Genomic DNA, 23,298 nt, shown 5'->3' on the forward strand with positions numbered 1-23,298 from the left:
ATTGGGCTTGTTAGCTGCAAAGTTACGCTGCAGTAAATTGGGAGCTGTTTTACCAACAGCGCCCCTATAGGACTGATAGCGCTTAGGGCGCACGGTGGATTTAAGCCCCAGTTGCCCCATCAGCCTTTGCACTGTCTTGGGGTCAAGGTAATGCTGCTCATTGCGTAATGCCAAGTGCACCCGTCGATACCCATACCGCCCCTGATGCCGGTGGAAGATCTGATGGATCTGCGCCTTCGCCTCAAGATGGCGATCTGCTTTACTAAGGGCACTCGCCTGGTAGTAATAGACACTTCTAGGCATCCCAGCCATCGCCAAGATGGCTGGTAACCGGTATTTTTGCCTTAACCCCGTAATTACTTGGACTTGTTCTTGCTTGCCAAGTGCTTTTGCTGGGCTAAGGCTTCGAGCTTTTTTAGGTAATCGGTCTCCATCCTGCGGTACTCAAGCTCTTGCATGAGCTCATCTGGAGTCATCTGAGTAACTGGCTTATTGGTTGGGGTAAACGGTTTGAAGGGTTTGGGCATGGGTGCTCGTCCTTTGGGCTTAGCTTGCAAGGCTGCAAGACCATCTTCATTGTAGAGTTTTTGCCAAACAGCAATGGTGCTGGGAGATGGGATATTAAAGTGGGCAGCGGCCTGATTGATGGAGAACTGATGCTGATCCATGTATTGCAAGACGGAGAGCTTGAAGTCGCTGGTATAACTTGTATAGCGCTTGGTTAGGCTGCTGAGCCCGTGTATGTTAAATGCACAGACCCATTTACGGATGCTATGGTACTGAAGGTCGTAAAGCTCCGCAGTTGTTTTGTATCCATCCCCGGTGGATAGATAGTGATTAATGACATCTAGCTTGAATTCTGAAGTGTATTTGGACATGAAAACTGCACCTTATTGGGTTGGACGAGTGTCCAACTTTTCTGGTGCAGTTCATTAATAAGGGCTTTTTTGTTTTCTGCTAATTAAGCAGCCGGAAGGGCTCAGTAAAGAAGTCGGGTCAGCTCGCTTTAACAGCTTTGTCTAAACACTTTGACATCTCTTCATAGCGCTTAATGGCAATCTTGGTAGGCACTACCTCTTTTTTACGACCATCTTCATTGGCTACCATTTTGATGTAACCCATAGCGCTGAGGTTCTTGAGGCGCCCGTGGAGAGTGGCTTGCGAGCCAAGTTCAGCCATGGAAATCAAATCCCCGACCAAAATGGATTGATTTTCATGAAAACTCAAAACGATTTTGTCCAGCAAACTTTTTTCGATAGAATCCAGTCTTTTCCCGGGATTAATGCGGTCGAGAACATCCATCAAATTTAAAAAAAGGATATAGGAAGAAGATTTGATCGTAGACATTTTGTAGTGTTGTAGTTAGCAGTGGTTGGTCTAAAGGTTAACGTGATTGTAGGCCCATTAGCCTTGTTTGCAACTTGTACGCATTTTGAAAATCAACCATACTCGAAACAATGGATAAGATATTTCGTGAATGGGCAACTGGTTTTTTAATAAGCGCTTTGGCTTATGCAGCCCTGTTCTATCTGAATGCCTGGCTTACAAGCCATCTAGTTTATGGTCTAGGAGTGAGTTGGATTTACCTTCCCGCTGGTTTACGTTTATTCCTAACACTCATCTTTGGCTTATCAGGCGCCGTTGAGATTGCAATTGCTTCTTTCTTGATTTGTTATCTTGGGGATTTCCCGCCAGAGTTGATCACTTGTATTGGGGTGGGATTGATTTCTGGATTTGCACCGTATCTCGCAAGAATATTTATTTTATCCAATATCAAGATCGCATCAGATCTAAGTGATTTGAGTTTGCCAAAACTAGTAATTTGTATTTTGATTTATGCGGCTTTGAGTGCAGGTTTGCATCAGTGGTGGTTCGTGGTCCGAGGTCTTGATGAGGCCGGGAGCTTTAACCACTTCCTAGTAATGCTGATTGGCGATGTGCTCGGTACGGTGCTGCTGGTTGGTCTGATTAAATTCAGCTTAGATTTGCTTAGACCCGCTAGGCTAACTTAGCTAAATAGCTGACTTAGGGCTGCACCTGGGTCATTAGCCCGCATAAAAGCTTCACCTACTAGAAACGCGTTAATCTCATGATCACGCATAAGTTGCACATCATCACGAGTCATGATGCCCGATTCGGTAACAAGCGTTTTTCCTGGCGACACCATGGAGAGCAAAGAAAGTGTCGTTTGAAGGGTGACCTCAAACGTTTTGAGATTACGATTATTAATGCCGAGCAAGGATGTTTTTAATTCCAATGCTTGTTCTAGCTCTGGGGCATTGTGCACTTCAACCAACACATCTAAACCAAGCTCGTGCGCGCATGCTTCAAGCTCTTTCATTTGATTGAGCTCTAAGCAGGCTACTATCAGCAAAATCGCATCAGCACCAATGGCTCTTGCTTCGTAGACTTGATAAGGGTCGATCGTAAAATCTTTACGCAACACTGGAATGCCACAAGCAGCTCTTGCCGCTTGAAGATAGGCATTTGATCCCTGGAAATATTCTTTATCTGTCAAAACGGATAGGCAGGCCGCACCATTTTCTTCATAGGATTGAGCAATTTCTGCAGGCTGAAAATTTTCACGCAAGATTCCCTTGCTGGGACTGGCTTTCTTAATCTCAGTGATGACGCCAGCTTTGCCTGATGCAATCTTTCGCTCGATAGATTGAATAAAACCACGTGGCTTTAGTGGGGCATTGCGATTATTTTCTTCGGCCTGATCGCGTTGATTGCCTAGGGATATTTTTTTTGAATCTGAGGCGACCTCATTCTTCTTGGTGGCAACAATTTTTTCGAGGATATCGCTCATGAAGGTCTTAATTAATTTTTGGTTGCAGCAATAAATTGATCCAGCTTTTGGCGGGCTGCGCCAGATGCAATCGCTGCCTGTGCCATCTGAATTCCGCTAGCAATGCTTGGCGCTACATCTGCTACATACAATACTGCACCAGCATTAAGGCAAACAATATCGCTCGCTGGGCCTAGCGTTTTGTTGAGGACATCCAAAACAATGGCCTTTGATTCTTCAGCATCGGCAACCTTAAAACTATTGGTCGGCGCAGTGTTGAGGCCAAAGTCTTTTGGATGAATTTCATATTCACGTACTACGCCATCCTTGAGCTCACCCACTAAGGTCGGACCTTCAAGAGATATTTCATCTAGGCCATCGCGACCATAAACCACTAGCGCATGATCCATGCCCATTGCTTGCAATACACGTGCCTGGATGCCCACTAAGTCTGCATGGAAGACGCCCATCAGAATGCGTTTGGCATCTGCGGGGTTAGTCAGGGGGCCTAAGATATTAAAGATGGTGCGGACGCCTAAGTCTTTTCGAATGGGTACAACGTTTCTCATGGCGGGGTGATGGTTGGGGGCAAACATAAAGCCTGCGCCTACCTTAGCAATGCACTCCGCTACCTGCTCTGGAGAAAGTGATAAGTTCACACCCATGGATTCAAGGATGTCGGCGCTGCCAGATTTACTGCTAACGCTACGATTACCGTGCTTAGCAATTTTTGCACCGGCAGCAGCCGCAACAAACATGGCTGCTGTAGAAATATTAAAAGTATGCGCACCGTCGCCGCCTGTGCCCACAACATCAACTAGGTTAGCCCTATCTTGCACATGCACTGGAGTTGCAAACTCACGCATGACTTGGGCAGCCGCAGCGATTTCACCAACAGTTTCTTTTTTGGTACGCAGGGCCACTAATAGGCCGGCAACTAATGTTGGGGGCATCTCACCGCTCATGATGAGGCGCATCATCGCTGCCATCTCATCATGGAAGAGTTCGCGATGTTCAATGCAGCGTTGTAATGCTTGTTGAGGCGTAATTGGCATAGGGCTTAGCTTAATACTCTTGAGTTATTTGGCTTGTAAGAAATTCTTCAGTAGCGCATGGCCATGCTCAGAAAGAATGGATTCTGGATGAAATTGCACACCTTCAACTGCGAGCTCTTTATGACGCACGCCCATGATTTCACCATCAGATGATGTGGCAGTGACTTCAAGTACGGCCGGCAAGGAACTCTTTTCGATGGCTAGAGAGTGATAGCGCGTAACTTTAAAGGGGTTTGGCAAATCCTTGAAAACGCCAACACCAGTGTGGTGGATGTCATCCGTTTTGCCATGCATGACTTTTTGTGCGCGAATAATTTTTCCGCCAAAAGCTTCACCAATTGCTTGGTGCCCAAGGCAAACCCCTAAAATCGGGATTTGTCCAGCGTAGCGCTGAATCGTGGCAACTGAAATACCTGCTTCTGCAGGGCTACAAGGCCCAGGCGAAATGCAAATACGTGCAGGGTTGATTGTGGCAATTTCTTCCACTGAAATCTCATCATTACGAAATACCTTTACTTCTTCTCCTAGCTCTGCAAAATACTGAACGAGGTTATAGGTAAATGAATCATAGTTATCAATCATGAGGAGCATCGAGTCCTCCTTGTACTAAGTCTGCTGCCATTAACACGGCGCGTGCTTTGGCTTCGGTTTCTTTCCATTCAGCAGTAGGATCAGAATCTGCAACCACGCCAGCGCCAGCTTGAGAGTGCAATACACTGTCACGAATGACTCCGGTGCGAATCGCAATTGCTACATCCATATCGCCCGAGAAGGAGAGGTAGCCAACCGCGCCACCATAGACACCACGTTTCACAATTTCCATCTCATCAATAATTTCCATCGCCCGAATCTTTGGGGCACCAGATAAAGTGCCCGCAGGGAAGGTGGCGCGCAGAACATCCATATTGCTCATATTGTCCAGCAACTCGCCTTCAACAGAGCTCACAATGTGCTGCACATGGGAGTACTTTTCAATCGACATCGAGTCGGTGACTTTGACTGTGCCTGTTTTGGCGATTCGACCCACATCATTGCGAGCAAGGTCTATCAACATGACATGCTCTGCAATTTCTTTGGGATCAGCAAGTAATTCTGTAGCAAGGCGTTCATCTTCTTCTGGAGTCGCGCCACGTGGGCGTGTGCCGGCAAGCGGACGAATAGTGACAATTTTTTGAGCTTCACGCTGCTCTTGGCGTACCAGGATCTCTGGTGAAGATCCAACTACTTGCAAATCGCCAAAGTCATAGAAGTACATATAAGGCGAAGGATTGAGTGAGCGCAATGCTCTATAGAGCGCAAGTGGTGAATCTGTAAATGGTTTGCTGATGCGCTGACCAATCACTACCTGCATGCAGTCACCAGCCAAAATATATTCTTTGGTTTTGAGCACGGCGCTTTCAAAGTCTGCCGCTTTAAATTTTCGAATCAATTCTGTTTTGGTACTGGGCAGAGATGCCGGCATGCTGACAGGCTGACTTAAACAAGCAAGTAACTCTTTTAATCGGGCTTGGCCTTTTTCAAAGCTATCTGCAAGACTTGGGTCTGCATACACAATTAAATAAATACGACCAGCAACGTTATCGATTACCGCTAACTCTTCCGTCAACATCAATTGAATGTCTGGAACCCCTAGCTCATCTGGAAGATTGTGCTTTGCTAAACGGGATTCGATGTAACGAACAGTGTCATAACCGAAGTAACCTGCAAGACCACCGCAGAAGCGCGGCAGACCAGGCTGGACCGCCACCTTGAAGCGCTTGAAGTAAGCGTCGACAAAATCGAGTGGGTTGTCATGATTAGTCTCAATAACTTTGTCATTGAAAAGCACTTCGGTAGTTGGCACGGCTGGCGTACCGACAGTTCTTAAAACAGTTTTAGCTGGCAGACCAATAAAGGAAAAGCGACCAAAGCGTTCGCCACCCAAAACGGACTCCAGCAGATAGGTGTTTTTTTGACCAAAGGCCTGCGTCAGTTTGACGTAAAGCGAGAGAGGTGTCTCTAGGTCGGCTAAAACTTCTTTCACCAAGGGAATGCGATTAAAACCCTGTTTTGCTAGGGTTAGAAATTCTTCGTGCTGCATTACGCTTTTCCTGATGTCGCTAGTTCTGCACGCATTGCTTTAATGACATCAGCATAATTTTCTTTTCCAAAGATTGCGGAGCCAGCAACAAAAGTATCTGCGCCCGCCTTCGCAACCCCTGCAATATTGTCGACTTTAATTCCGCCGTCGACCTCTAAGCGAATATGACGACCCGTTTCTTGTTGATAACGGTCTAAGCGTGCACGCACTTGAGTAATCTTATTGAGAGTACTTGGAATAAATGACTGTCCACCAAAGCCTGGATTCACTGACATCAGTAAAACAAGGTCGAGTAATTCCAGAGTGTGGTCTAAGTGATGCAGCGGTGTCGCAGGATTGAGTACCAAGCCTGCTTGACAGCCTTGGTCCCGAATCAAGTTAATGGTGCGATCCACATGAGGACTTGCCTCTGGGTGAAAGCTAATGAGGTTTGCGCCTGCTTTTGCAAAATCAGGAATCAAGCGATCTACTGGCTCAACCATGAGATGCACATCAATCATGGCTGGTTTGCCATCTTTTGTTGCGTGAGGGCGAATCGCCTCGCAAACTAATGGGCCAATAGTCAGGTTAGGGACGTAATGGTTGTCCATCACATCAAAGTGAATCCAGTCTGCGCCTGCCAAGAGAACATCTTGAACTTCTTTGCCAAGGCAGGCAAAGTCAGCCGACAAAATGGAGGGGGCAATGACAAATGGGCTATTTGAGGGTGATTTCTGGCTATCCATCCCTAGATTCTAGCTTGCAGTTGGCTCTAGGATGGAGCAGAATTCGAGCATGAATCCTCATGAAATCAGCATTACGGTCAAAACCCAGTATTTGCCCGACCAGTCTGACCCTGATAACCGCCAATTTGCGTTTGCCTATACGGTCACCATTAGAAATACTGGAACGGCCAGTGTTCAGCTGATTGCCCGCCATTGGTTCATTACCGATGGGGATAATGATGTCCAGGAAGTCCGTGGTTTGGGCGTTGTAGGCCAACAACCTCTGCTTCGGGCGGGGGAGCAGTTTGAGTACACTAGTTGGGCAACTTTGCCGACGCCAGTAGGTACGATGCGCGGGGAGTACTTCTGCGTCACTGAAGAGGCTCAGCTTTTCCAGGCCCCGATCCCAGAATTTGCCTTAGTCATGCCCAGAACCTTGCACTAGGTGCTCGAAAAACGCTATTTTTTGCCCTTACCAGTCCAAAGGACAATAAACAGGAGGAGTGCTAAAGCCAAACCCCCTTCGACGGCAAACAAGATCATGGGGTATTCATCGAGTAAATTGGCAATCATGATTTCTATATCCAAATTAATAAGTCGCGAGAAAGTCTCACGAATTCTTGTCTGCAGTGTATTCGCTATAGCCATTACCGGCCTATTGACTGCCTGCTCAACCCCTTCTACCCGAGGGTCTGGTTACCGCTCTGGTGGCAGCGCTCCAACTTCGTATACCTCTTCAATCGCCAGCTTTCGCTCCGCAACATGGCAAGACCTGCCTGGTTGGCAGGAAGACGATTTAACGCAGGCCTGGCCAGCGTGGCTCAAGAGTTGTGATGCATTGCGTAAGCGCAATAGCGAGATTAATTGGAAGCAGGCATGTTCTCAGGCTTCTGGCATCTCAGGGCGCGATAAGGAAGCCATTCGCCAATATTTTGAAGGCAATTTTCAGGTGTACGAAGTACGCAACAGTGTTACTGGCAATGAATCTGGGCTGATCACAGGCTATTACGAGCCTGTTATGAATGGCTCGCAGACTCGTACCGCCAATTACACCGTTCCTCTGTATGGCCTACCTAATGCCTGGAAGAGCGCTAAGCCAAGCCCTGCGCCGACACGCGCGGAGTTAATGAGCTCCGGAGTTCTTCGAGGTTCCGAGCTTGCGTGGGTTCAAGACCCAGTTGCAGCTGCATTCATGCAAATTCAGGGTTCAGGAAAGATTCGTCTCGAGGATGGCCGTGTCTTGCGTTTGGGTTATGCCGGCACCAATGATCAGCCATTTAAATCTTTTGCTCAGTGGCTGTTAGACCGTAAAGAAATTACCCGCGGCGAAGCAAGTATGCAAGGCATATCAGCATGGGCCAAGCGCAATCCTAGTAAGGTTGAGGAGATGCTTAACGCCAATCCTCGCTTTGTATTCTTCAAAGAGTTGCCTGGCAATGTGAGTGCTGATCTCGGCCCCAATGGTGCTTTGGGGGTGCCGTTAACTGCGGAGCGAAGTATTGCAATTGATTTAAAAGCAATGCCTTTGGGTGCCCCAGTATTTTTGAGCACCAGCAAGCCTTTAAGTAGTCAAACCATACAAAAATTGGTGATGGCCCAGGATACGGGCAAGGCCATTGTAGGTGGCGTGCGAGCAGATTACTATTGGGGATCAGGGGATTCTGCTGGAGAGTTGGCAGGACGTATGAAGCAAGATGGCAAGATGTGGTTATTACTGCCGCGCTGAACGAATAAATTTTTGAAAGGTATTGATGACTTACAACACCATATTGACTGAGGTAGATGGCAAGGTTGCCGTAATTACTTTAAACCGCCCTCAAGTATTAAATGCCTTAAATGACGAGTTAATGGATGAATTGGGTGTGGCTTTATTGGGTTTTGATGCTGATGACAATATCGGCTGCATCATCGTTACCGGTAGCGAAAAAGCTTTTGCTGCTGGTGCCGATATCGCAACGATGGCCAAGTATGGATTCGGTGATGTTTATCGAGGCGACTTTATCTCTCGAAATTGGGAAGAGATGAAAAAAGTGCGCAAGCCCGTGATTGCTGCAGTGTCTGGTTATGCCCTTGGTGGCGGATGTGAGTTAGCCATGATGTGCGACACGATCATGGCAGCAGATAGCGCTAAGTTTGCTCAGCCAGAAGTCAAGTTGGGAATTATTCCTGGTGCAGGTGGCACGCAGCGTTTGCCACGTGCAGTCTCTAAAGCAAAGGCAATGGATTTGGCCTTGACTGGCCGCATGATGGATGCAGCGGAGGCTGAGCGCTCTGGATTAGTCTCAAGAATTTTTCCTCAAGCGGACTTAATGAAAGAAGTGAAAGCGATTGCTAAAACGATTGCTGACATGCCATTGCTTACCGCAATGATGGTGAAAGAAGCAATCAACACGGCTTATGAAACTACGCTCTCAGAAGGGATTCATTTTGAGCGCCGCTTGTTCCATGCTTGCTTTGCTACCAATGATCAAAAAGAAGGTATGGCGGCGTTCCTGGAAAAGCGCCCAGCTAAATTTACCAACTCTTAAGATGCATTAAGACTTTTCTAAGTAGCGTTGAGCTAACTTGACCCAGTAGCTCACGCCAACGGGGATCAATGAATCATTGAAGTCGTAGGATGGGTTGTGTAGATGGCATGGGCCCATGCCATGACCTACGGCGCGGTGATCACCATCGCCGTTACCCAGGAAAACATAACAACCCGGCTTCTCAAGCAACATAAACGCAAAGTCCTCAGCCCCCATCGTTGGGTCAATTGAGGTGTTGACGTTTTGAGCCCCGACTAACTCGCTCATGACCTCGCTCGCGAATTCCACTTCGCTCTCATGATTAATGAGGGGTGGATAGTTTCTATCAAAATTCACTTCTGCTTGACAGTCGAATGCGCTAGCCACGTTGTGCGAAATTTCTCGTAAGCGTTGCTCAATTAAATCTAAAACTTCAATCGTGAAGGTGCGTACTGTTCCGCCAATAAAAGCACTATCCGGAATGACGTTGCTCGTTTCCCCCGCATGAAATTGGGTCACTGATAAAACAGCTGCATCTATTGGACGTTTGTTTCGGGTGATGATGCTTTGTAGAGCTTGAACAACTTGAGTCCCGGCTAGAACGGGATCGGCGCTATTGTGCGGTAGGGCGGCATGACCACCTTTTCCTCGGATGGTGATTTCAAAAGTATTACTTGAAGCCATCATTGGGCCAGGGGTTACACCAAAGTGTCCCTCGGCGAGACCGGGCCAGTTATGCAAGCCAAAAACAGCATCACAAGGAAATTGCTTGAAGAGTCCATCGTTGATCATTTCTTGCGCGCCAGCACCACCTTCTTCAGCTGGTTGAAAAATGAAAATGACTGAACCTTTAAAGTCACGATGATTTGATAGGTATTGAGCTGCACCCAAGAGCATGGCAGTGTGGCCATCATGGCCGCAGGCATGCATCTTTCCCGGATTCTTTGAGGTGTGTTCAAAGGTATTGTGTTCTTGTAATGGCAAGGCATCCATGTCGGCACGAAGCCCTACCATCTTGCCTGCACCTAAGTCGCCATCTAGCTTACCAACAACACCGGTTTTACCCATGCCGCGATAAACCGTGATTCCCCAGCTCGAAAGCGCTTCCGCTACAAGATCGGAGGTGCGATTTTCTTCAAAGCGCAATTCGGGATGCGCATGAATGTTGCGGCGAATCTCTTGTATAGCCGATGCGGAATCTATGATTTCTGGAAGTAATCGCATAGCTTCATCTTATATGAATTTACTCAGGTAGATTTATATGCTCTGCAGCAAAACGTAAGGCCTCTATGGAGTAGGGGGCATTCTCCGGCTTCTTGAGCTGTGCCGGAAGACTGGGAATAGCCCCTAAAAATGGGGCGAATATTCGGTCTTTCAGGGTCTGAATATTTTCTTCTAGGAGAGGCATTTCATTGGAAAGCGTGTTCGCAACCCAGCCTGCAATCGTTAGTTGACGCGACTGTATTGCTTCGCAGGTAAGCAAAGCATGATTAATACAGCCCAAACGCATTCCAACCACTAGGATGACGGGTAAATCCATAGCCTGCGCCAAATCACCCAAATCTTCATCATCATTCAGGGGTACTAAGAATCCACCCGCGCCTTCAACAACAACGGCATCAAATTTTTGAGTTAACGCATGCAAGGCATCCACAATGATGGTTGCATCAAGTGGCATTTCATTGCTCTTGGCGGCAAGATGTGGTGCTACTGCCTCATCTAAAACATAAGGGCAAAGCGATTGCTCGTGTGGACTCAGTCCCGAAGCGATGCGCAATGTCTCAAGATCTTCATTTAGCCGCTGATCAATTGAGTCAAGATAGGTGCCTGCAGCGACTGGCTTAAAACCTACTGCTTTGAGGCCAGCCTCTCTCAGTTTAAGAATGAACGCACCACTCACTAAAGTTTTTCCAACTTCAGTATCCGTACCCGTTACAAAAAAGCTAGTAGCCGAGATCAAGCTCCTACCTCACTTTCTATTTTTTGCTCAATGATTTTTAATATCTTAATAAGTTCTCGCAAGTCGTCAATGCTGTGGTTGGCAGAAAAGGTGATGCGTAAGCGAGAGCTACCAACTGGCACCGTGGGTGGACGAATTGCTGGAATCCAGTAGCCCGCCTCATCTAATAGTTTGGCCGCAGCTAATGCGTTGGCATTGCTGCCGAGAATTACTGGCTGAATTGGAGTGGATGAGGAAACCTGCTCCCAATTTGAGAATGTCATTTCTTCATTCCAAATTTGAATAAGTTCATTTAGCTGCTGTCGACGACGAATACCTTCATCATTTTCTATCAGCTCAAGACTTGTCAGCAATGTGTGTGCGATTGCTGGCGGTGTTGCCGTGCTGTAAATATAGGGGCGACTTTTTTGAATCAGCCACTCGATAAAGGGGGCTGGTGCGCAAATGAAAGCACCACTAACGCCTGCTGCTTTACCCAGTGTACCGACATAAATGATTCGTTCTGAATGCACCTGTGATTGCTCAAGAATGCCATGACCTTGTTTGCCAAGCACGCCAAATCCATGGGCATCATCCACCAGCAGCAGCGCATCATACTGTTCGGCCATTTGAATCAATTTCCCTATGGGTGCGATATCGCCATCCATACTGAATACGCCATCGATCACAATTAATTTGAGTGGATGAGCATCATGTCCCAATGCCTCCTCAAGTGAGTGGAGATCTTGGTGATCAAATAGGGTTACCTTGGCCTTTGTTTGCGCACTGGCTAAACGAACGCCATCAATCAATGAGGCATGATTGAGTTTGGCTGAATAGATGCTGGCTTCACCTTGCCCCGCAAGTCTGGCTAGACCAGTAATCGCACTCATATTGGCAAGATAGCCAGTGCTAAAAAATAGCGCGCGTGCATCTGGAATATGTTTACTCTCAAAGGCGGCTAATTTTTTTTCTAGTAAGTCGTGTGCAATGCTGTGACCGCTAATGAGATGAGAGGCACCGCTCCCAACGCCATACAGATTGGCTCCTTCCGCAATCGCAGATACTAATTTTGGATGGTTTGCTAAGCCTAAGTAGTCATTGCTACAAAAGGCTTTAAGCTCGCGCTGACCAACGTTGGCCTTAATATTGCAGGGTGATTCGGTGATGCGCAGCTTACGTCTGAGCAATTGCTCATCTAAATTAGCAATCTGCTGCTCTGCCATATTGAGGGCGCTAAAATTTTTACTCATGCAAGTGCTTGATTTAAAGCGCTCTGTACGGAGGCGCCCATCTTCAGGGCTTCTTCAGGAGAAAGAATGTATGGCGGCATTACATAAATCGTATTGCCAATTGGCCTGATAAGAGCGCCTTCTTTAAGACTTGCTGAAAACATCTCTCGTGGAAAAGTATGTGGACGCATCAGCGATGAAGGTTTGACGTCAAAAGCTAAGATCATGCCTTGTTGCCGCCAATGCTCAATACGTACATCTTCTTTTGCCCAAGAAAATGCTTTTGCAAGATCCTTGCTCCGTCCAATATTATTTTCAAGAACGGATTCGGTTTCAAAAATCTCCAAACAGGCGAGGGCAGCGGCACATGCCAGCGGATTTCCAGTATAAGAATGAGAATGCAAAAATCCTTGTTGCGCTTGATCGCCATAAAATGTGCGATAAATTGTATCGGTCGTCATGGAGAGCGACAGAGGCAGGTATCCGCCACTAATGCCTTTAGACAGAGTTAAGAAGTCTGGCCAGATTCCCGCATGCTCGCACGCAAAAAATTTTCCAGAGCGACCGCAGCCTACGGCAATCTCATCTGCAATTAGATGAATATCAAAGCGATCGCAAAGTGATCGTACTAAGCGAAGATATTCTGGTGAGTACATTGCCATCTGTCCCGCACATTGCACTAGCGGCTCAACAATGATGGCGGCAATATTCTGATGCTCTGATTCCAGTAGCCTCTCTAATTTTTTGGCAGCGTGTCTAGCCACATCGTCAGCGCTTTCACCAGGCTGTGCTTTTCGTGCATCAGGTGAAGGTACGGTAAAAACATCTTGTAATAGTGAGCCATAGGCTTCGCGGAAGATCGCAACATCAGTCACAGCGAGTGCACCTAAGGTTTCACCGTGATACCCATTTTCTAGGCAAACAAATTTTTTCTTTTGTGGCCTGTGATTCAGTCGCCAAAAGTGGTGACTCATCTTCAACGCAATTTCTACAGCAGAGGCGCCGTCGGATGCGTAAAACACATGACCCAAATGCCCTTGAGTTAAGGCTGACAGTTTTTCTGAAAGTTCCACTACAGGAGGGTGGGTAAATCCAGCGAGCATGACATGCTCAATCTTTTCAAGTTGCTTGATAATCGCTTGGTTGATACGGGGGTTGGAATGTCCAAAGAGATTGGTCCACCAAGAACTGATGCAATCGAGCAGTGCAGCGCCCTTTTCGTCATAGAGCCAGGCGCCCTTACCCCTGCTAATGGCAATCAAAGGTAATGACTCGTGATGCTTCATCTGAGTGCAGGGGTGCCAAACGGCATCTAGGCTGCGATCAACTAGTGACATTTGATTTGGATCAGAAATACGCTTCATGTTTAGTATTTGACCACTAGTTTTTCCTAAATTAGGTCTGTATCTGTTATGTTTATGCCTTGAATTGATCTATTTTCTGGAATTCGACCATGCAGGCCACCCAAACTACCGACAAACCCCTCACTCAAGTCAAGTCTCAAAAGGATTTGCATAAAGAGGTTGACGCATCAGGCGCTTGGTCAGTTGCCCAGATCGAGGCGCTTTTTGCCCTTCCATTTAGCGACTTAATGTTTAAGGCGCAAGAGACGCATCGCACGAATTTCCCTGATGGAGATGTGGAGCTGGCAACCCTGTTGTCGATTAAAACTGGCGGTTGCCCTGAGGATTGCGGCTATTGCCCTCAGGCTGCCAGGTATGACACCGATGTGAAAGCCAGTAAATTAATGGATCTGGATGAGGTGCTTGAGGCAGCTAAAGCCGCCAAAGCCGCTGGATCTAACCGTTTTTGTATGGGCGCCGCTTGGCGGGAGCCCAAAGATCGAGATATTGAAAAAGTTACCGCCATGATTAAGGGCGTTAAAGCCCTGGGTCTTGAAACCTGCGCCACTCTAGGGATGCTAGAGGCCAGTCAGGCTCAGGCCCTGCAAGAGGCTGGTCTGGATTTCTATAACCACAATCTCGATACCAGCGAGGATTTCTATCGCTCCGTCATCTCCACTCGGGGCTATCAAGACCGTCTGGATACGATTTCTAATGTACGTGCCGCCGGCATGTCAGTCTGTTGTGGTGGCATTGTGGGTATGGGGGAGTCACGCGAACAACGCGCAGCATTTTTAGCTCGTTTAGCCAATTTAAGTCCTTATCCAGAATCAGTGCCAATTAATCACTTAGTGCCTGTAGCAGGAACTCCTTTGGCGGAGCAGAAGCCTTTGGATCCTTTGGAATTTGTTAGAACTATTGCGGTTGCCCGGATCACGATGCCGCGCGCACGAGTACGTCTGTCAGCCGGTCGCCAGGAGCTCGGAAGGGCGGTTCAGGCCATGTGTTTTCAGGCTGGTGCAAACTCTATTTTTTACGGTGAGCAACTGCTCACTACCGGTAATCCCGAGGCTGAGCAAGACCGGGAGCTGTTAGCTGAACTGGGACTAAAGACTAAACAGAGCTGTAAAGCTGAGGTTTTAGTCTAAGATTTTAGAAGACAAATGGCTCTGATAGACCGCTTCATTATTGAGTTTGATACGGCACTGCGCTCGGTTGTCGGGGGTGCTCATGCCCATCGACCCACTCCAGGATCAGACGCCCAGTCAACTGGTTTGTTGGATGCCAAAGAGCGAGAGCATGCTGCTGGATTGATGCGCATCAATCATGTCGGTGAGGTATGCGCACAGGCGCTATATCAATCTCAAAAATTAGTGGCTCGCAACCCAGAAATTCAGCAGATGTTGGATCACTCTGGCCGGGAGGAAATGGACCATTTGGCTTGGTGTGAAACTCGCCTTCAAGAGTTGGGTTCGCACACCAGCTATCTCAACCCCATTTGGTATGCAGGATCCTTTGCAATCGGCTTGGTAGCAGGCTTAGCTGGCGATAAGTGGAGCTTGGGATTTGTCGCTGAAACTGAGAAACAGGTGGAAAATCACCTAGAGAGTCATCTCGAAAAATTGCCCCTAGAAGATCTGCGCTCTCGTGCCATTGTTGACCAAATGCGTATCGATGAAATTGAGCATGGGCAGGCGGCAATTTCTGCTGGTGGAGCGGTTTTGCCAGAGCCGGTTAAGAAGTTAATGCAGGTAATTTCCAAAGTCATGACAACGACTGCTTACAAAATCTAGTTCTAAATTAATTTCTGGCCTATATCTATTTAGAATACTGTTCATTAATACAGTGTATTTGCTTATTATTGAGCTAAATAGCTAAGATCTGTCCTTAAGTATATTTTCCAAGCCGTTGTTTCAAGTAGCATTTTTATAACTACCATTTTCTTAACACATCACGCTAAGTGTTTGTAATTGCTAGGGAATTTCCTAAAAAATTACCCAAAAACACTTGACCCTCTTATTGCGATCCTCTAAAGTGGGAGGAAGTGTGAAAAAGTGGGGTAAATGGTGTTTCAAGGTGCGTCAGCTCTCAATTTAGATGCAAAAGGCCGCATGTCTGTGCCGGCAAAGCATCGTGACGCCTTATTAGTTCAAGGTGAGGGTCGAATTACGCTCACTAAACACCCCGATGGATGTCTACTTTTATTCCCTCGCCCTGAGTGGGAAACCTTTCGCTCTCGTGTAGCGCAATTGCCGATGGATGCCCATTGGTGGCGCCGAATTTTTCTGGGTAATGCTGCAGAGCTCGACTTAGACAGCGCTGGAAGAATTTTGGTTAGCCCTGAGCTACGTTCTGCTGCAGGAATTGAAAAAGAAGTGATGCTGCTTGGAATGGGTAGTCACTTGGAATTGTGGGACGCGGCTACTTACGCTGCAAAAGAACAGGCTGCCATTGCGCAAGGCATGCCTGAAGCCCTGAAGCAATTTAATTTTTGATGACAGGGTGCCATGAACATAACTCATCGCCCAGTGTTACTGGCCGAGGCGGTGGCGGCGCTGATCAGTGGCCCACGCATCACCTCCCCAGAAGCATCAAAGAATCTACTCTTGATCGATGGAACGTTTGGGCGCGGTGGACATACCCAAGCCTTGTTAGCGCAACTCCCTTCCAGTGCGCGAATGATTTCGTTCGACAAGGATTTGGATGCGATCGCAGTCGCGGAAAAAATCAACGATCAACGGCTACGCATCGTGCACGACAGTTTCGCGCAGATGGATCAGTATGCCGAGCAAGAATCCGTCGATGGCATTTTGTTGGATCTTGGCATCAGCTCTCCACAAGTGGACGAAGCGCATCGCGGCTTTTCATTTCGCAAAGATGGTCCGCTCGATATGCGGATGAACACGGATCACGGATTGACGGCAGCAGAATGGCTGGAACAGGCATCACAAGAGGACATCACACGCGTGATTAAGACTTATGGTGAGGAACGTTTTGCATTTCAGATCGCTAAAGCCATTGTGGCCAAGCGAGAAGAAGGTTTGTCGCCAAAAACAACTTTGCAGTTAGCCAGCTTGGTAGCAAGCGTTGTTCGTACAAGAGAAGTGGGGCAAGATCCCGCCACTAGAACTTTCCAGGCACTCCGTATTTTTATTAACCGCGAGTTAGAAGATCTTGAGTTGGGGCTAAAGGCGGCACTCAATTTACTAAAGCCAGGTGCGAGATTGGCGGTGATTAGTTTTCATTCTCTAGAAGATCGGATTGTGAAGCAGTTTTTGCAGTCACACGCCAAGGTAGTGGTGCCGCGTGGTTTACCAGTTCGCGATCGGGATTTACCGCAAAGCGCCTTAGAAATTATTGGACGCGTTAAGCCAAGTGAGCAGGAGGTTCGTGAAAACCCCCGTGCTCGGTCAGCCATCATGCGTATCGCAGAAAAACGTGCGGGAGCAGTGATTTGAATCGCGCGACTCTGACATTACTCGTTTTGCTATTAGTCTGCGCGTTATCTTTGGTAGCGGCCCAGCAACGTGCACGTAAATTATTTATTTCATTAGAGCGCGCGCAAATTGAAGAGCGCAAGCTCAATCAAGACTGGTTGCGCCTAGAGTATGAGCAGCGTAATTTGTCTAAGTCAGCGCGGATTCGCGATGTTGCTCGCAATCAGTTACACATGGTTCCGATTTCTCCAGAACGTACTTTGTACTTAAAGGAGGCTAGATGAGGACTGTAGGTTTTTCAACTACGCCAAATTTAGTATTGCGTCTGCCAATGTGGCGGTCACGCCTAATGCTGTTCATGTTGTTCTTCGTCTTTATGTTGTTGTTGATTCGCGCCTTCTGGATTCAAGGTCCAGGAAATGCATTTTATGAAGCAAAAGGTGTGCGCGGCACACAGCGCGAACTAGAGCTTCCTGCTTCACGCGGAAAAATATTGGACCGAAATGGCCAGGTAATCGCTACGAGCTTAGAAGCCAAATCAGTGATCGCTTATAACGACACCGTTCCAGATGACTTAGCCGTAGACAAGGTTCAAAAGCTAGCGAGTCTATTGCAGATTAGCGAGGCTGAATTAAGAAAAAAGTTAAAAGAAGATCGGAAGCAAATTTTCTTAAAGCGCCAAGTAGACCCAGAAGTGGCGCAGCAAATTAAGCAATTGGAAATTCCAGGAATTGGCCTCAATAACGAATACCGTCGCTTTTATCCTGAGGGTGAAGCGATGGCGCACGTCGTTGGCTTTACCAACGTTGAAGATCGCGGCCAAGAGGGCATGGAGCTCTCTAGAGAAAAAGAATTAGCCGGACATCCAGGACAGCGTCGCGTAGTGGTGGATCGGTTAGGGCGTGTGGTGGAGGATGTAGCTATTTTGCAATTACCGCAAAACGGTAAAGATTTACAGCTCTCAATTGATAGCAAGATTCAATTTCTTGCCTATAACGCCGTGAAGAATGCAGTCGAGCAACACCATGCCAGTGCTGGAGGTGCGGTGGTACTAGATACTCAAACTGGTGAAATATTAGCTCTAGCAAATTACCCAAGCTACAACCCAAATGATCGCAAGAGGTTAAATGGTGAGCAATTACGTAATCGTGTTTTGACTGACACCTTTGAGCCTGGCTCCACGTTGAAGCCGTTAACTGTTGCCATTGCTTTGGAAAAGGGCGTTATCGCACCAAATACCAATATGGTGATTGGTGCTAAATATTTAATTGGCCCAAAACCCATTACTGATACACATCCGTATAGCAACTTAACTGTTGCTCAAATTATTCAGAAATCGAGCAATATTGGTACGGCCAAGATTGCGATGAATAATCTGTCTGCTGAGGAGATGTGGAACTTCTATACCTCTGTTGGCTTGGGTCAAGCTCCAAAGATTGGATTTCCTGGTGCGGTAGCGGGAACAGTGCATCCGTATAAAAAATGGATGCCGACTGATCAGGCGCGCATCGCATTTGGCTACGGTATTTCTGCTTCACTCTTTCAGGTGGCCCGCGCCTACACCATCTTTGCGCGTGATGGTGAGTTGGTGCCGCTTACGATTGAGCGCAGCCCAGAATTTAAGCCTGGCACCCATGTCATCTCAGCAAAAACAGCTATCGAGATGCGCAGCATGATGGAATCAGTGACAGAGCCTGGTGGAACGGCAATTAAGGCTCAGGCTGAAGGTTATCGAGTTGGTGGAAAAACAGGCACTGCACATAAATTAGTGGGCAAGGGATACGGTAATAAATATCGCGCTTACTTTGCAGGGCTTGCGCCGATCAGTGCGCCACGCATTGTGGTGGCGGTGATGATCGATGAGCCCACTGGCGGCAGTCACTACGGTGGAGATGTTGCTGCGCCCGTGTTCTCTACGATTGTTAGTGAGACCTTGCGCACCTTAAATGTATTGCCGGATAGCAATGTGAAGCAAATGACATTTCAGGATAAAAATCCTGCAGAAATTCAAAGTGCTTCAGTAAAAACTCACGCAGCGGTTTTAAAAAGATGATGGCGATGGTAAATATAGAACCACATCTCTTGATTTCTCATTTACGTGATCTGACTTCTGCGGATGCAAAAGTGAGTGCCGATAGTCGTCAAATTCGAACTGGTGACATCTTCTTTGCCTATGCGGTTGGGCATGGAAACGTATTACGAGATGGTCGTGATTACATAGCTGCTGCTTTAGCGAATGGTGCTGCGGCAGTCGTATTTGATCCAGCAAATGGAGTTGCTAACGAATATTTAGATCACGCACAATGTTTTGCCATCGAGAATTTAGCCGCTTTGGCTGGGAAGCTCTGCGCAGAGTGGTATGACTACCCAAGCAAAAATTTGAATGTTATTGGCGTTACTGGAACTAATGGCAAGACTAGCATTACTCAGTGGCTCTCACAGGCCTTAGATGATGAGAGTCATCGGACGGCGGTGCTTGGTACGTTGGGCACGGGATTTCCTGGGGCGCTGGTTCAGACGGGTTACACCACGCCAGATGCACCACTTTTGCAAACCCAATTAAAAGAATTGCTTGATGCTGGCGCTCAGCAGGTGGCCGTAGAAATCTCCTCGCATGCACTGGATCAAGAGCGTATTTCTGGGCTGGATGTACACAGTGCAGTGTTTACTAATTTAACCCAAGATCATTTGGATTATCACGGCACGATGGGCGAGTACGCCGAAGCAAAAGCAAAATTGTTTCAGCAGCCCAAGCTTCAGAACGCCATCATTAATTTTGATGACGTATTTGGACGTGAGTTGGCCATGAAGCTACTTGCTACTGGCAGTCTTCAGGTGTGGGGCTATGCACTAAGTAAAGATGCTTTTGCTGGGTTTGAGAAATTCGGCGAACGTTTGAAGCGGGTTTACGCAAAAGACACTGTTCTTACACCTACTGGATATCACTCCCAATTTAGCTCAAATGAGCTTGGTTCAGGTGTTGTGGAGCTTGCAGTACTTGGTGAATTTAATTTGAGTAATTGCTTGGCGGTCTGGACTGTTTTATTGGCTCAAGGCTTTAGTCCTGAAGATGCCTCTAAGCGCATGACTAAGTTAAGTCCTGTTCCAGGTCGTATGGAGCTGATTCACCTGAGCAAAACACAAAGAACTGAAGGCCCATTAATTGTTGTTGATTATGCGCATACGCCGGATGCCCTCACTAAAGCGCTAAGCGCCCTACGCCCTATTGCAAATCAAAGGGGTGGAAAAGTGTGGTGTATTTTCGGTTGTGGTGGCGATCGAGATTTGGGTAAGCGACCTCAAATGGGGCGTGTTGCCCAAGAGTTGGCTGATCACATTGTGATTACTAGTGATAACCCAAGATCTGAAGAGCCAAACTCAATTATCGCCATGATTCAAGCTGGCATGTCAGGTGACCTAACAAATGTTCAGGCGTTACCTGATAGAGCAGCTGCCATTATGGCTGCGGTGCGTCATGCAGATATCAAGGACATTGTTTTGGTTGCCGGTAAGGGACATGAGTCTACTCAAGAAATCAATGGCAAGAAGTTTGATTTTTCTGATCAAGAGCACATTCGTTTAGCTGCGGGCGGTGGTGTATGAGTCTGCCCATGACTACCCTTGCTCAAGTGCATGCTATGTTGCCGGGAAGCGAGTTAATTCACGCTAGCAATGAGTCTGCCCAGGCAATCAATATTTCTCGTGTGGGCAGTGATAGCCGTCAAATTCAGGCTGGTGAGTTATTCGTAGCCTTGGCAGGCGAACGTTTTGATGCCCATGATTATTTGGGTGAGTTAGCCTCAGCAGGGGCCAGCGCCGCCCTAATTAGCAATCAAGAAAAATGCCCCTCGAATCTAGCGGCAGTCTGTGTAGATGACACCAAGCAAAGCTTGGGTCAATTAGCAAAAGCTTGGCGCTCACAGTTTGCTATTCCTGTGGCCTTGGTTACTGGTTCTAATGGCAAGACTACTGTAAAAGAGATGATTGCCTCAATCTTTAAGGTTGCTGCTGGCGAAGAATTCACCTTGGTTACCAAAGGTAATCTAAATAATGACATCGGTTTACCTTTAACTTTATTGCGCATGCGTTCGACTGATCGCTTGGCGGTGATTGAGTTGGGTATGAACCATCCTGGTGAAACGGCAGAGTTGGCTGCTATTGCACAAGCCAATATTGTCCTGATCAACAACGCACAGCGTGAGCATCAAGAATTTATGGCAACCATTGAAGCGGTTGCAAAAGAACATGCGACTGCTTTAAGCGCACTTCCTAAAGATGGCGTTGTAGTATTTCCAGCTGATACTGAATTTTCTGAGGTTTGGCACCAAGCTGCCGCAGGCCGCAAGGTGATTGATTTTGTTTTGTCTACTGATGCAGCATCGATCAATGCATCCGTAACTGGTAAGTTGCTCCCCAATGGAAGAGTTGAGATTACGACAGAGCTAGGTAAGATTGAGGTTCAACTCAATACCTTGGGAAATCACAACGTCCGCAATGCGCTAGCAGCGAGCGCCGTTGCTCTGGGTGCTAGATTGAGCCTTGAAAATATTAAAGCAGGCTTAGAGTCCTTTACCCCGGTAAATGGACGTATGCAAGCAAAGTCTTTAAATTCCCACCGCACCCTGATCGACGATAGCTATAACGCCAATCCAGACTCTGTGAGAGCTGCTATTGATGCGCTCAAGCAGTCTGGAAATGCCTCTTGGTTAGTCCTAGGTGACATGGGTGAAGTAGGTAATCAAGGCCCAGCATTTCATGAAGAAGTTGGTGCCTATGCTGCGGAGCAGGGTATTGCCAAGTTATTTGCTCTCGGAGAGCAATCCAGATTTGCGGTGCAAGGCTTTGATAGGTCACAGAAAAATCAATCTGCTAGTAGTGCCGCCCATTTCACAACATTGGATGAATTGCTTGAAGAGCTTAACGTGGCATTAGTGCATCAAGAATCAAACAAACAAATGCATTTAGATATTTTGGTTAAGGGATCTCGTTTTATGCGCATGGAGCGTGTGGTTCAGGCCTTATTAGAGGAGGCTAAAACATGCTCTTGATGTTGGCTCAATGGCTTCAGGATGACTTTGGATTTTTCCGAGTCTTTAACTACATCACTTTTAGAGCGGTAATGGCGACGGTGACTGCCCTCCTAATTGGATTGGCTGCAGGCCCTTGGGTTATTCGTAAATTGACTGCATTAAAGATGGGTCAAGCAGTGCGAACTGATGGCCCACAAACCCATTTAGTGAAATCTGGCACCCCTACGATGGGCGGCGTATTAATTCTTCTGGGTATTTTTATATCCTGCATGCTGTGGGCAGATCTCAGAAATCGCTTTATCTGGATTGTGATGATTGTGACTTTTGGATTTGGATTGATCGGCTGGGTTGATGATTACCGAAAAGTAGCTCGCAAAGATCCCAAAGGAATGGCCTCGAGAGAGAAATTTTTTTGGCAAACCATGATTGGTTTATTTGCAGCAATTTATTTAGCCTTCTCGGTATCTGAAGTCAACAACCTCAAGGTATTGCAGTTGTTCTTTGATTGGCTTAAGAGCGGCTTCGCTTTGGATCTACCCGCTAAGTCAAATTTGCTGATTCCATTTATGAAAGAAGTCAGTTACCCGCTGGGTGTAATGGGCTTCATCATCTTAAGTTACTTAGTCATTGTTGGTAGTAGCAATGCAGTGAATTTGACAGATGGCTTAGATGGTTTGGTGATCATGCCTGTGATTTTGGTTGGCGCAGCATTGGGCGCATTTGCTTACGTTATGGGTAACGCGATTTACGCAAAGTATTTATTGTTCCCTTATATCCCTGGCGCTGGTGAGCTCATGATTTTCTGCGGAGCCATGGGCGGCGCAGGTCTTGCATTCCTTTGGTACAACACGCATCCTGCCCAAGTGTTTATGGGTGACGTTGGTGCGCTTGCATTAGGTGGTGCACTCGGAACTATCGCAGTTATTGTCCGCCAAGAAATCGTACTTTTTGTCATGGGTGGCATTTTTGTGGCAGAAACAGTCTCAGTAATGCTACAAGTCTTCTGGTTCAAATTTACCAAGAAGCGTTTTGGTGAGGGGCGTCGTATTTTTAGAATGGCGCCACTTCACCACCATTTCGAATTAGGTGGCTGGCGTGAAACGCAAGTGGTAGTGCGTTTCTGGATCATCACCATTTTATTAGTCCTCATTGGCCTCTCCAGCCTGAAATTACGGTAAGC

General features: G+C 47.2%; 23 protein-coding genes and 1 pseudogene. 13 read left to right on the plus strand and 11 right to left on the minus strand.

Features of this window, described 5'->3' with window-relative positions; translation table 11 throughout:
• Positions 1–878 (minus strand): annotated as a pseudogene (locus CBI30_RS11315) (IS3 family transposase); the annotation flags it as partial.
• Positions 879–996: 118 nt separating this feature from the next.
• Positions 997–1,347 (minus strand): hypothetical protein, encoded by a 351-nt coding sequence (locus CBI30_RS08140; RefSeq protein WP_088527810.1) that lies wholly within the window; start codon positions 1,345–1,347, stop codon positions 997–999.
• A gap of 110 nt (positions 1,348–1,457) precedes the next feature.
• On the opposite strand from CBI30_RS08140, the gene CBI30_RS08145 reads away from it, so the two are divergent.
• The gene (locus tag CBI30_RS08145; protein WP_088527811.1) at positions 1,458–2,012 is read left to right on the plus strand and encodes a hypothetical protein; all 555 of its coding nucleotides are present in this window, start codon (positions 1,458–1,460) and stop codon (positions 2,010–2,012) included.
• Here the strand turns inward: CBI30_RS08145 and trpC are convergent.
• Genes trpC through rpe form a run of 5 tightly spaced genes read right to left on the minus strand, consistent with a single transcriptional unit; the run spans position 2,009 to position 6,651 of the window.
• Positions 2,009–2,812, minus strand: a complete 804-nt coding sequence (trpC, locus tag CBI30_RS08150; protein ID WP_088527812.1) for an indole-3-glycerol phosphate synthase TrpC — start codon at positions 2,810–2,812, stop codon at positions 2,009–2,011. The genes CBI30_RS08145 and trpC overlap by 4 nt on opposite strands.
• Positions 2,813–2,823: 11 nt before the next feature.
• Positions 2,824–3,846, minus strand: a complete 1,023-nt coding sequence (gene trpD / locus CBI30_RS08155; RefSeq protein WP_088527813.1) for an anthranilate phosphoribosyltransferase — start codon at positions 3,844–3,846, stop codon at positions 2,824–2,826.
• Positions 3,847–3,870: 24 nt separating this feature from the next.
• Positions 3,871–4,437, minus strand: a complete 567-nt coding sequence (locus CBI30_RS08160) for an aminodeoxychorismate/anthranilate synthase component II (protein WP_088527814.1) — start codon at positions 4,435–4,437, stop codon at positions 3,871–3,873.
• A complete protein-coding gene (trpE, locus tag CBI30_RS08165) occupies positions 4,421–5,926 on the minus strand; it encodes an anthranilate synthase component I (RefSeq protein ID WP_088527815.1) in 1,506 nt (501 codons plus the stop codon). The genes CBI30_RS08160 and trpE overlap by 17 nt, the downstream gene beginning before the upstream one ends.
• Positions 5,926–6,651, minus strand: coding sequence for a ribulose-phosphate 3-epimerase (rpe, locus tag CBI30_RS08170; protein WP_088527816.1), 726 nt, complete (start codon positions 6,649–6,651; stop codon positions 5,926–5,928). The genes trpE and rpe overlap by 1 nt, the downstream gene beginning before the upstream one ends.
• A gap of 49 nt (positions 6,652–6,700) precedes the next feature.
• Here rpe and apaG point away from each other — a divergent pair, with 49 nt between their 5' ends.
• From apaG to CBI30_RS08185, 3 genes are all read left to right on the plus strand, one after another.
• Positions 6,701–7,075 carry a Co2+/Mg2+ efflux protein ApaG gene (apaG, locus tag CBI30_RS08175; protein WP_088527817.1) on the plus strand — a complete coding sequence of 125 codons (375 nt, stop codon included), beginning with the start codon at positions 6,701–6,703 and terminating at the stop codon, positions 7,073–7,075.
• A gap of 126 nt (positions 7,076–7,201) precedes the next feature.
• The gene (mltA, locus tag CBI30_RS08180; RefSeq protein WP_088527818.1) at positions 7,202–8,356 is read left to right on the plus strand and encodes a murein transglycosylase A; all 1,155 of its coding nucleotides are present in this window, start codon (positions 7,202–7,204) and stop codon (positions 8,354–8,356) included.
• A 25-nt stretch (positions 8,357–8,381) separates the two neighbouring features.
• Positions 8,382–9,158 carry an enoyl-CoA hydratase gene (locus tag CBI30_RS08185; protein ID WP_088527819.1) on the plus strand — a complete coding sequence of 259 codons (777 nt, stop codon included), beginning with the start codon at positions 8,382–8,384 and terminating at the stop codon, positions 9,156–9,158.
• Between the two features lie 6 nt (positions 9,159–9,164).
• Here CBI30_RS08185 and CBI30_RS08190 read toward each other — a convergent pair whose 3' ends face one another.
• The 4 genes from CBI30_RS08190 to bioA are packed head-to-tail and all read right to left on the minus strand — an operon-like array spanning position 9,165 to position 13,672.
• Positions 9,165–10,361, minus strand: coding sequence for a M20 aminoacylase family protein (locus tag CBI30_RS08190; protein ID WP_088527820.1), 1,197 nt, complete (start codon positions 10,359–10,361; stop codon positions 9,165–9,167).
• Positions 10,362–10,380: 19 nt separating this feature from the next.
• A complete protein-coding gene (gene bioD / locus CBI30_RS08195) occupies positions 10,381–11,097 on the minus strand; it encodes a dethiobiotin synthase (protein WP_088527821.1) in 717 nt (238 codons plus the stop codon).
• Entirely contained in the window at positions 11,094–12,329 is a 1,236-nt protein-coding gene (locus CBI30_RS08200; RefSeq protein WP_088527822.1) for an aminotransferase class I/II-fold pyridoxal phosphate-dependent enzyme, read from the minus strand. The genes bioD and CBI30_RS08200 overlap by 4 nt, the downstream gene beginning before the upstream one ends.
• Entirely contained in the window at positions 12,326–13,672 is a 1,347-nt protein-coding gene (bioA, locus tag CBI30_RS08205) for an adenosylmethionine--8-amino-7-oxononanoate transaminase (protein ID WP_088527823.1), read from the minus strand. Before bioA ends, CBI30_RS08200 begins: the two co-directional genes overlap by 4 nt.
• A gap of 89 nt (positions 13,673–13,761) precedes the next feature.
• On the opposite strand from bioA, the gene bioB reads away from it, so the two are divergent.
• The 9 genes from bioB to mraY all read left to right on the plus strand — a co-directional run bounded on the left by bioB (position 13,762) and on the right by mraY (position 23,296).
• Positions 13,762–14,799, plus strand: coding sequence for a biotin synthase BioB (gene bioB / locus CBI30_RS08210; protein ID WP_088527824.1), 1,038 nt, complete (start codon positions 13,762–13,764; stop codon positions 14,797–14,799).
• A 15-nt stretch (positions 14,800–14,814) separates the two neighbouring features.
• Complete coding sequence (coq7, locus tag CBI30_RS08215) at positions 14,815–15,444, plus strand: 2-polyprenyl-3-methyl-6-methoxy-1,4-benzoquinone monooxygenase (protein WP_088527825.1); 630 nt, start codon at positions 14,815–14,817, stop codon at positions 15,442–15,444.
• Positions 15,445–15,717: 273 nt separating this feature from the next.
• The gene (mraZ, locus tag CBI30_RS08220) at positions 15,718–16,146 is read left to right on the plus strand and encodes a division/cell wall cluster transcriptional repressor MraZ (protein ID WP_088527868.1); all 429 of its coding nucleotides are present in this window, start codon (positions 15,718–15,720) and stop codon (positions 16,144–16,146) included.
• 12 nt (positions 16,147–16,158) lie between these two features.
• Positions 16,159–17,109: a 16S rRNA (cytosine(1402)-N(4))-methyltransferase RsmH gene (rsmH, locus tag CBI30_RS08225; protein WP_088527826.1), complete on the plus strand. Its 951-nt coding sequence runs from the start codon at positions 16,159–16,161 to the stop codon at positions 17,107–17,109.
• The gene (gene ftsL / locus CBI30_RS08230; RefSeq protein ID WP_088527827.1) at positions 17,106–17,372 is read left to right on the plus strand and encodes a cell division protein FtsL; all 267 of its coding nucleotides are present in this window, start codon (positions 17,106–17,108) and stop codon (positions 17,370–17,372) included. Before rsmH ends, ftsL begins: the two co-directional genes overlap by 4 nt.
• Positions 17,369–19,141, plus strand: a complete 1,773-nt coding sequence (locus CBI30_RS08235; protein ID WP_240553545.1) for a peptidoglycan D,D-transpeptidase FtsI family protein — start codon at positions 17,369–17,371, stop codon at positions 19,139–19,141. Before ftsL ends, CBI30_RS08235 begins: the two co-directional genes overlap by 4 nt.
• Positions 19,142–19,146: 5 nt before the next feature.
• A complete protein-coding gene (locus tag CBI30_RS08240) occupies positions 19,147–20,691 on the plus strand; it encodes a UDP-N-acetylmuramoyl-L-alanyl-D-glutamate--2,6-diaminopimelate ligase (RefSeq protein WP_088527869.1) in 1,545 nt (514 codons plus the stop codon).
• Positions 20,692–20,693: 2 nt separating this feature from the next.
• Positions 20,694–22,136 carry a UDP-N-acetylmuramoyl-tripeptide--D-alanyl-D-alanine ligase gene (locus CBI30_RS08245; protein ID WP_169711267.1) on the plus strand — a complete coding sequence of 481 codons (1,443 nt, stop codon included), beginning with the start codon at positions 20,694–20,696 and terminating at the stop codon, positions 22,134–22,136.
• Complete coding sequence (mraY, locus tag CBI30_RS08250) at positions 22,127–23,296, plus strand: phospho-N-acetylmuramoyl-pentapeptide-transferase (RefSeq protein WP_088527829.1); 1,170 nt, start codon at positions 22,127–22,129, stop codon at positions 23,294–23,296. Before CBI30_RS08245 ends, mraY begins: the two co-directional genes overlap by 10 nt.
• The last annotated feature ends 2 nt before the right edge of the window (positions 23,297–23,298 follow it).

Origin of the sequence: Polynucleobacter aenigmaticus (assembly GCF_002206635.1) — a bacterium.
Classification (GTDB): Bacteria; Pseudomonadota; Gammaproteobacteria; order Burkholderiales; family Burkholderiaceae; genus Polynucleobacter; species Polynucleobacter aenigmaticus.

Bases quoted from the DNA above. Each gene is read 5' to 3' on its own strand.
- CBI30_RS08140 (WP_088527810.1), bottom strand. From the start codon at position 1,347: ATGTCTACGATCAAATCTTCTTCCTATATCCTTTTTTTAAATTTGATG.
- CBI30_RS08145 (WP_088527811.1), top strand. From the start codon at position 1,458: ATGGATAAGATATTTCGTGAATGGGCAACTGGTTTTTTAATAAGCGCT.
- trpC (WP_088527812.1), bottom strand. From the start codon at position 2,812: ATGAGCGATATCCTCGAAAAAATTGTTGCCACCAAGAAGAATGAGGTC.
- trpD (WP_088527813.1), bottom strand. From the start codon at position 3,846: ATGCCAATTACGCCTCAACAAGCATTACAACGCTGCATTGAACATCGC.
- CBI30_RS08160 (WP_088527814.1), bottom strand. From the start codon at position 4,437: ATGCTCCTCATGATTGATAACTATGATTCATTTACCTATAACCTCGTT.
- trpE (WP_088527815.1), bottom strand. From the start codon at position 5,926: ATGCAGCACGAAGAATTTCTAACCCTAGCAAAACAGGGTTTTAATCGC.
- rpe (WP_088527816.1), bottom strand. From the start codon at position 6,651: ATGGATAGCCAGAAATCACCCTCAAATAGCCCATTTGTCATTGCCCCC.
- apaG (WP_088527817.1), top strand. From the start codon at position 6,701: ATGAATCCTCATGAAATCAGCATTACGGTCAAAACCCAGTATTTGCCC.
- mltA (WP_088527818.1), top strand. From the start codon at position 7,202: ATGATTTCTATATCCAAATTAATAAGTCGCGAGAAAGTCTCACGAATT.
- CBI30_RS08185 (WP_088527819.1), top strand. From the start codon at position 8,382: ATGACTTACAACACCATATTGACTGAGGTAGATGGCAAGGTTGCCGTA.
- CBI30_RS08190 (WP_088527820.1), bottom strand. From the start codon at position 10,361: ATGCGATTACTTCCAGAAATCATAGATTCCGCATCGGCTATACAAGAG.
- CBI30_RS08200 (WP_088527822.1), bottom strand. From the start codon at position 12,329: ATGAGTAAAAATTTTAGCGCCCTCAATATGGCAGAGCAGCAGATTGCT.
- bioA (WP_088527823.1), bottom strand. From the start codon at position 13,672: ATGAAGCGTATTTCTGATCCAAATCAAATGTCACTAGTTGATCGCAGC.
- bioB (WP_088527824.1), top strand. From the start codon at position 13,762: ATGCAGGCCACCCAAACTACCGACAAACCCCTCACTCAAGTCAAGTCT.
- coq7 (WP_088527825.1), top strand. From the start codon at position 14,815: ATGGCTCTGATAGACCGCTTCATTATTGAGTTTGATACGGCACTGCGC.
- rsmH (WP_088527826.1), top strand. From the start codon at position 16,159: ATGAACATAACTCATCGCCCAGTGTTACTGGCCGAGGCGGTGGCGGCG.
- CBI30_RS08235 (WP_240553545.1), top strand. From the start codon at position 17,369: ATGAGGACTGTAGGTTTTTCAACTACGCCAAATTTAGTATTGCGTCTG.
- CBI30_RS08240 (WP_088527869.1), top strand. From the start codon at position 19,147: ATGGTAAATATAGAACCACATCTCTTGATTTCTCATTTACGTGATCTG.
- mraY (WP_088527829.1), top strand. From the start codon at position 22,127: ATGCTCTTGATGTTGGCTCAATGGCTTCAGGATGACTTTGGATTTTTC.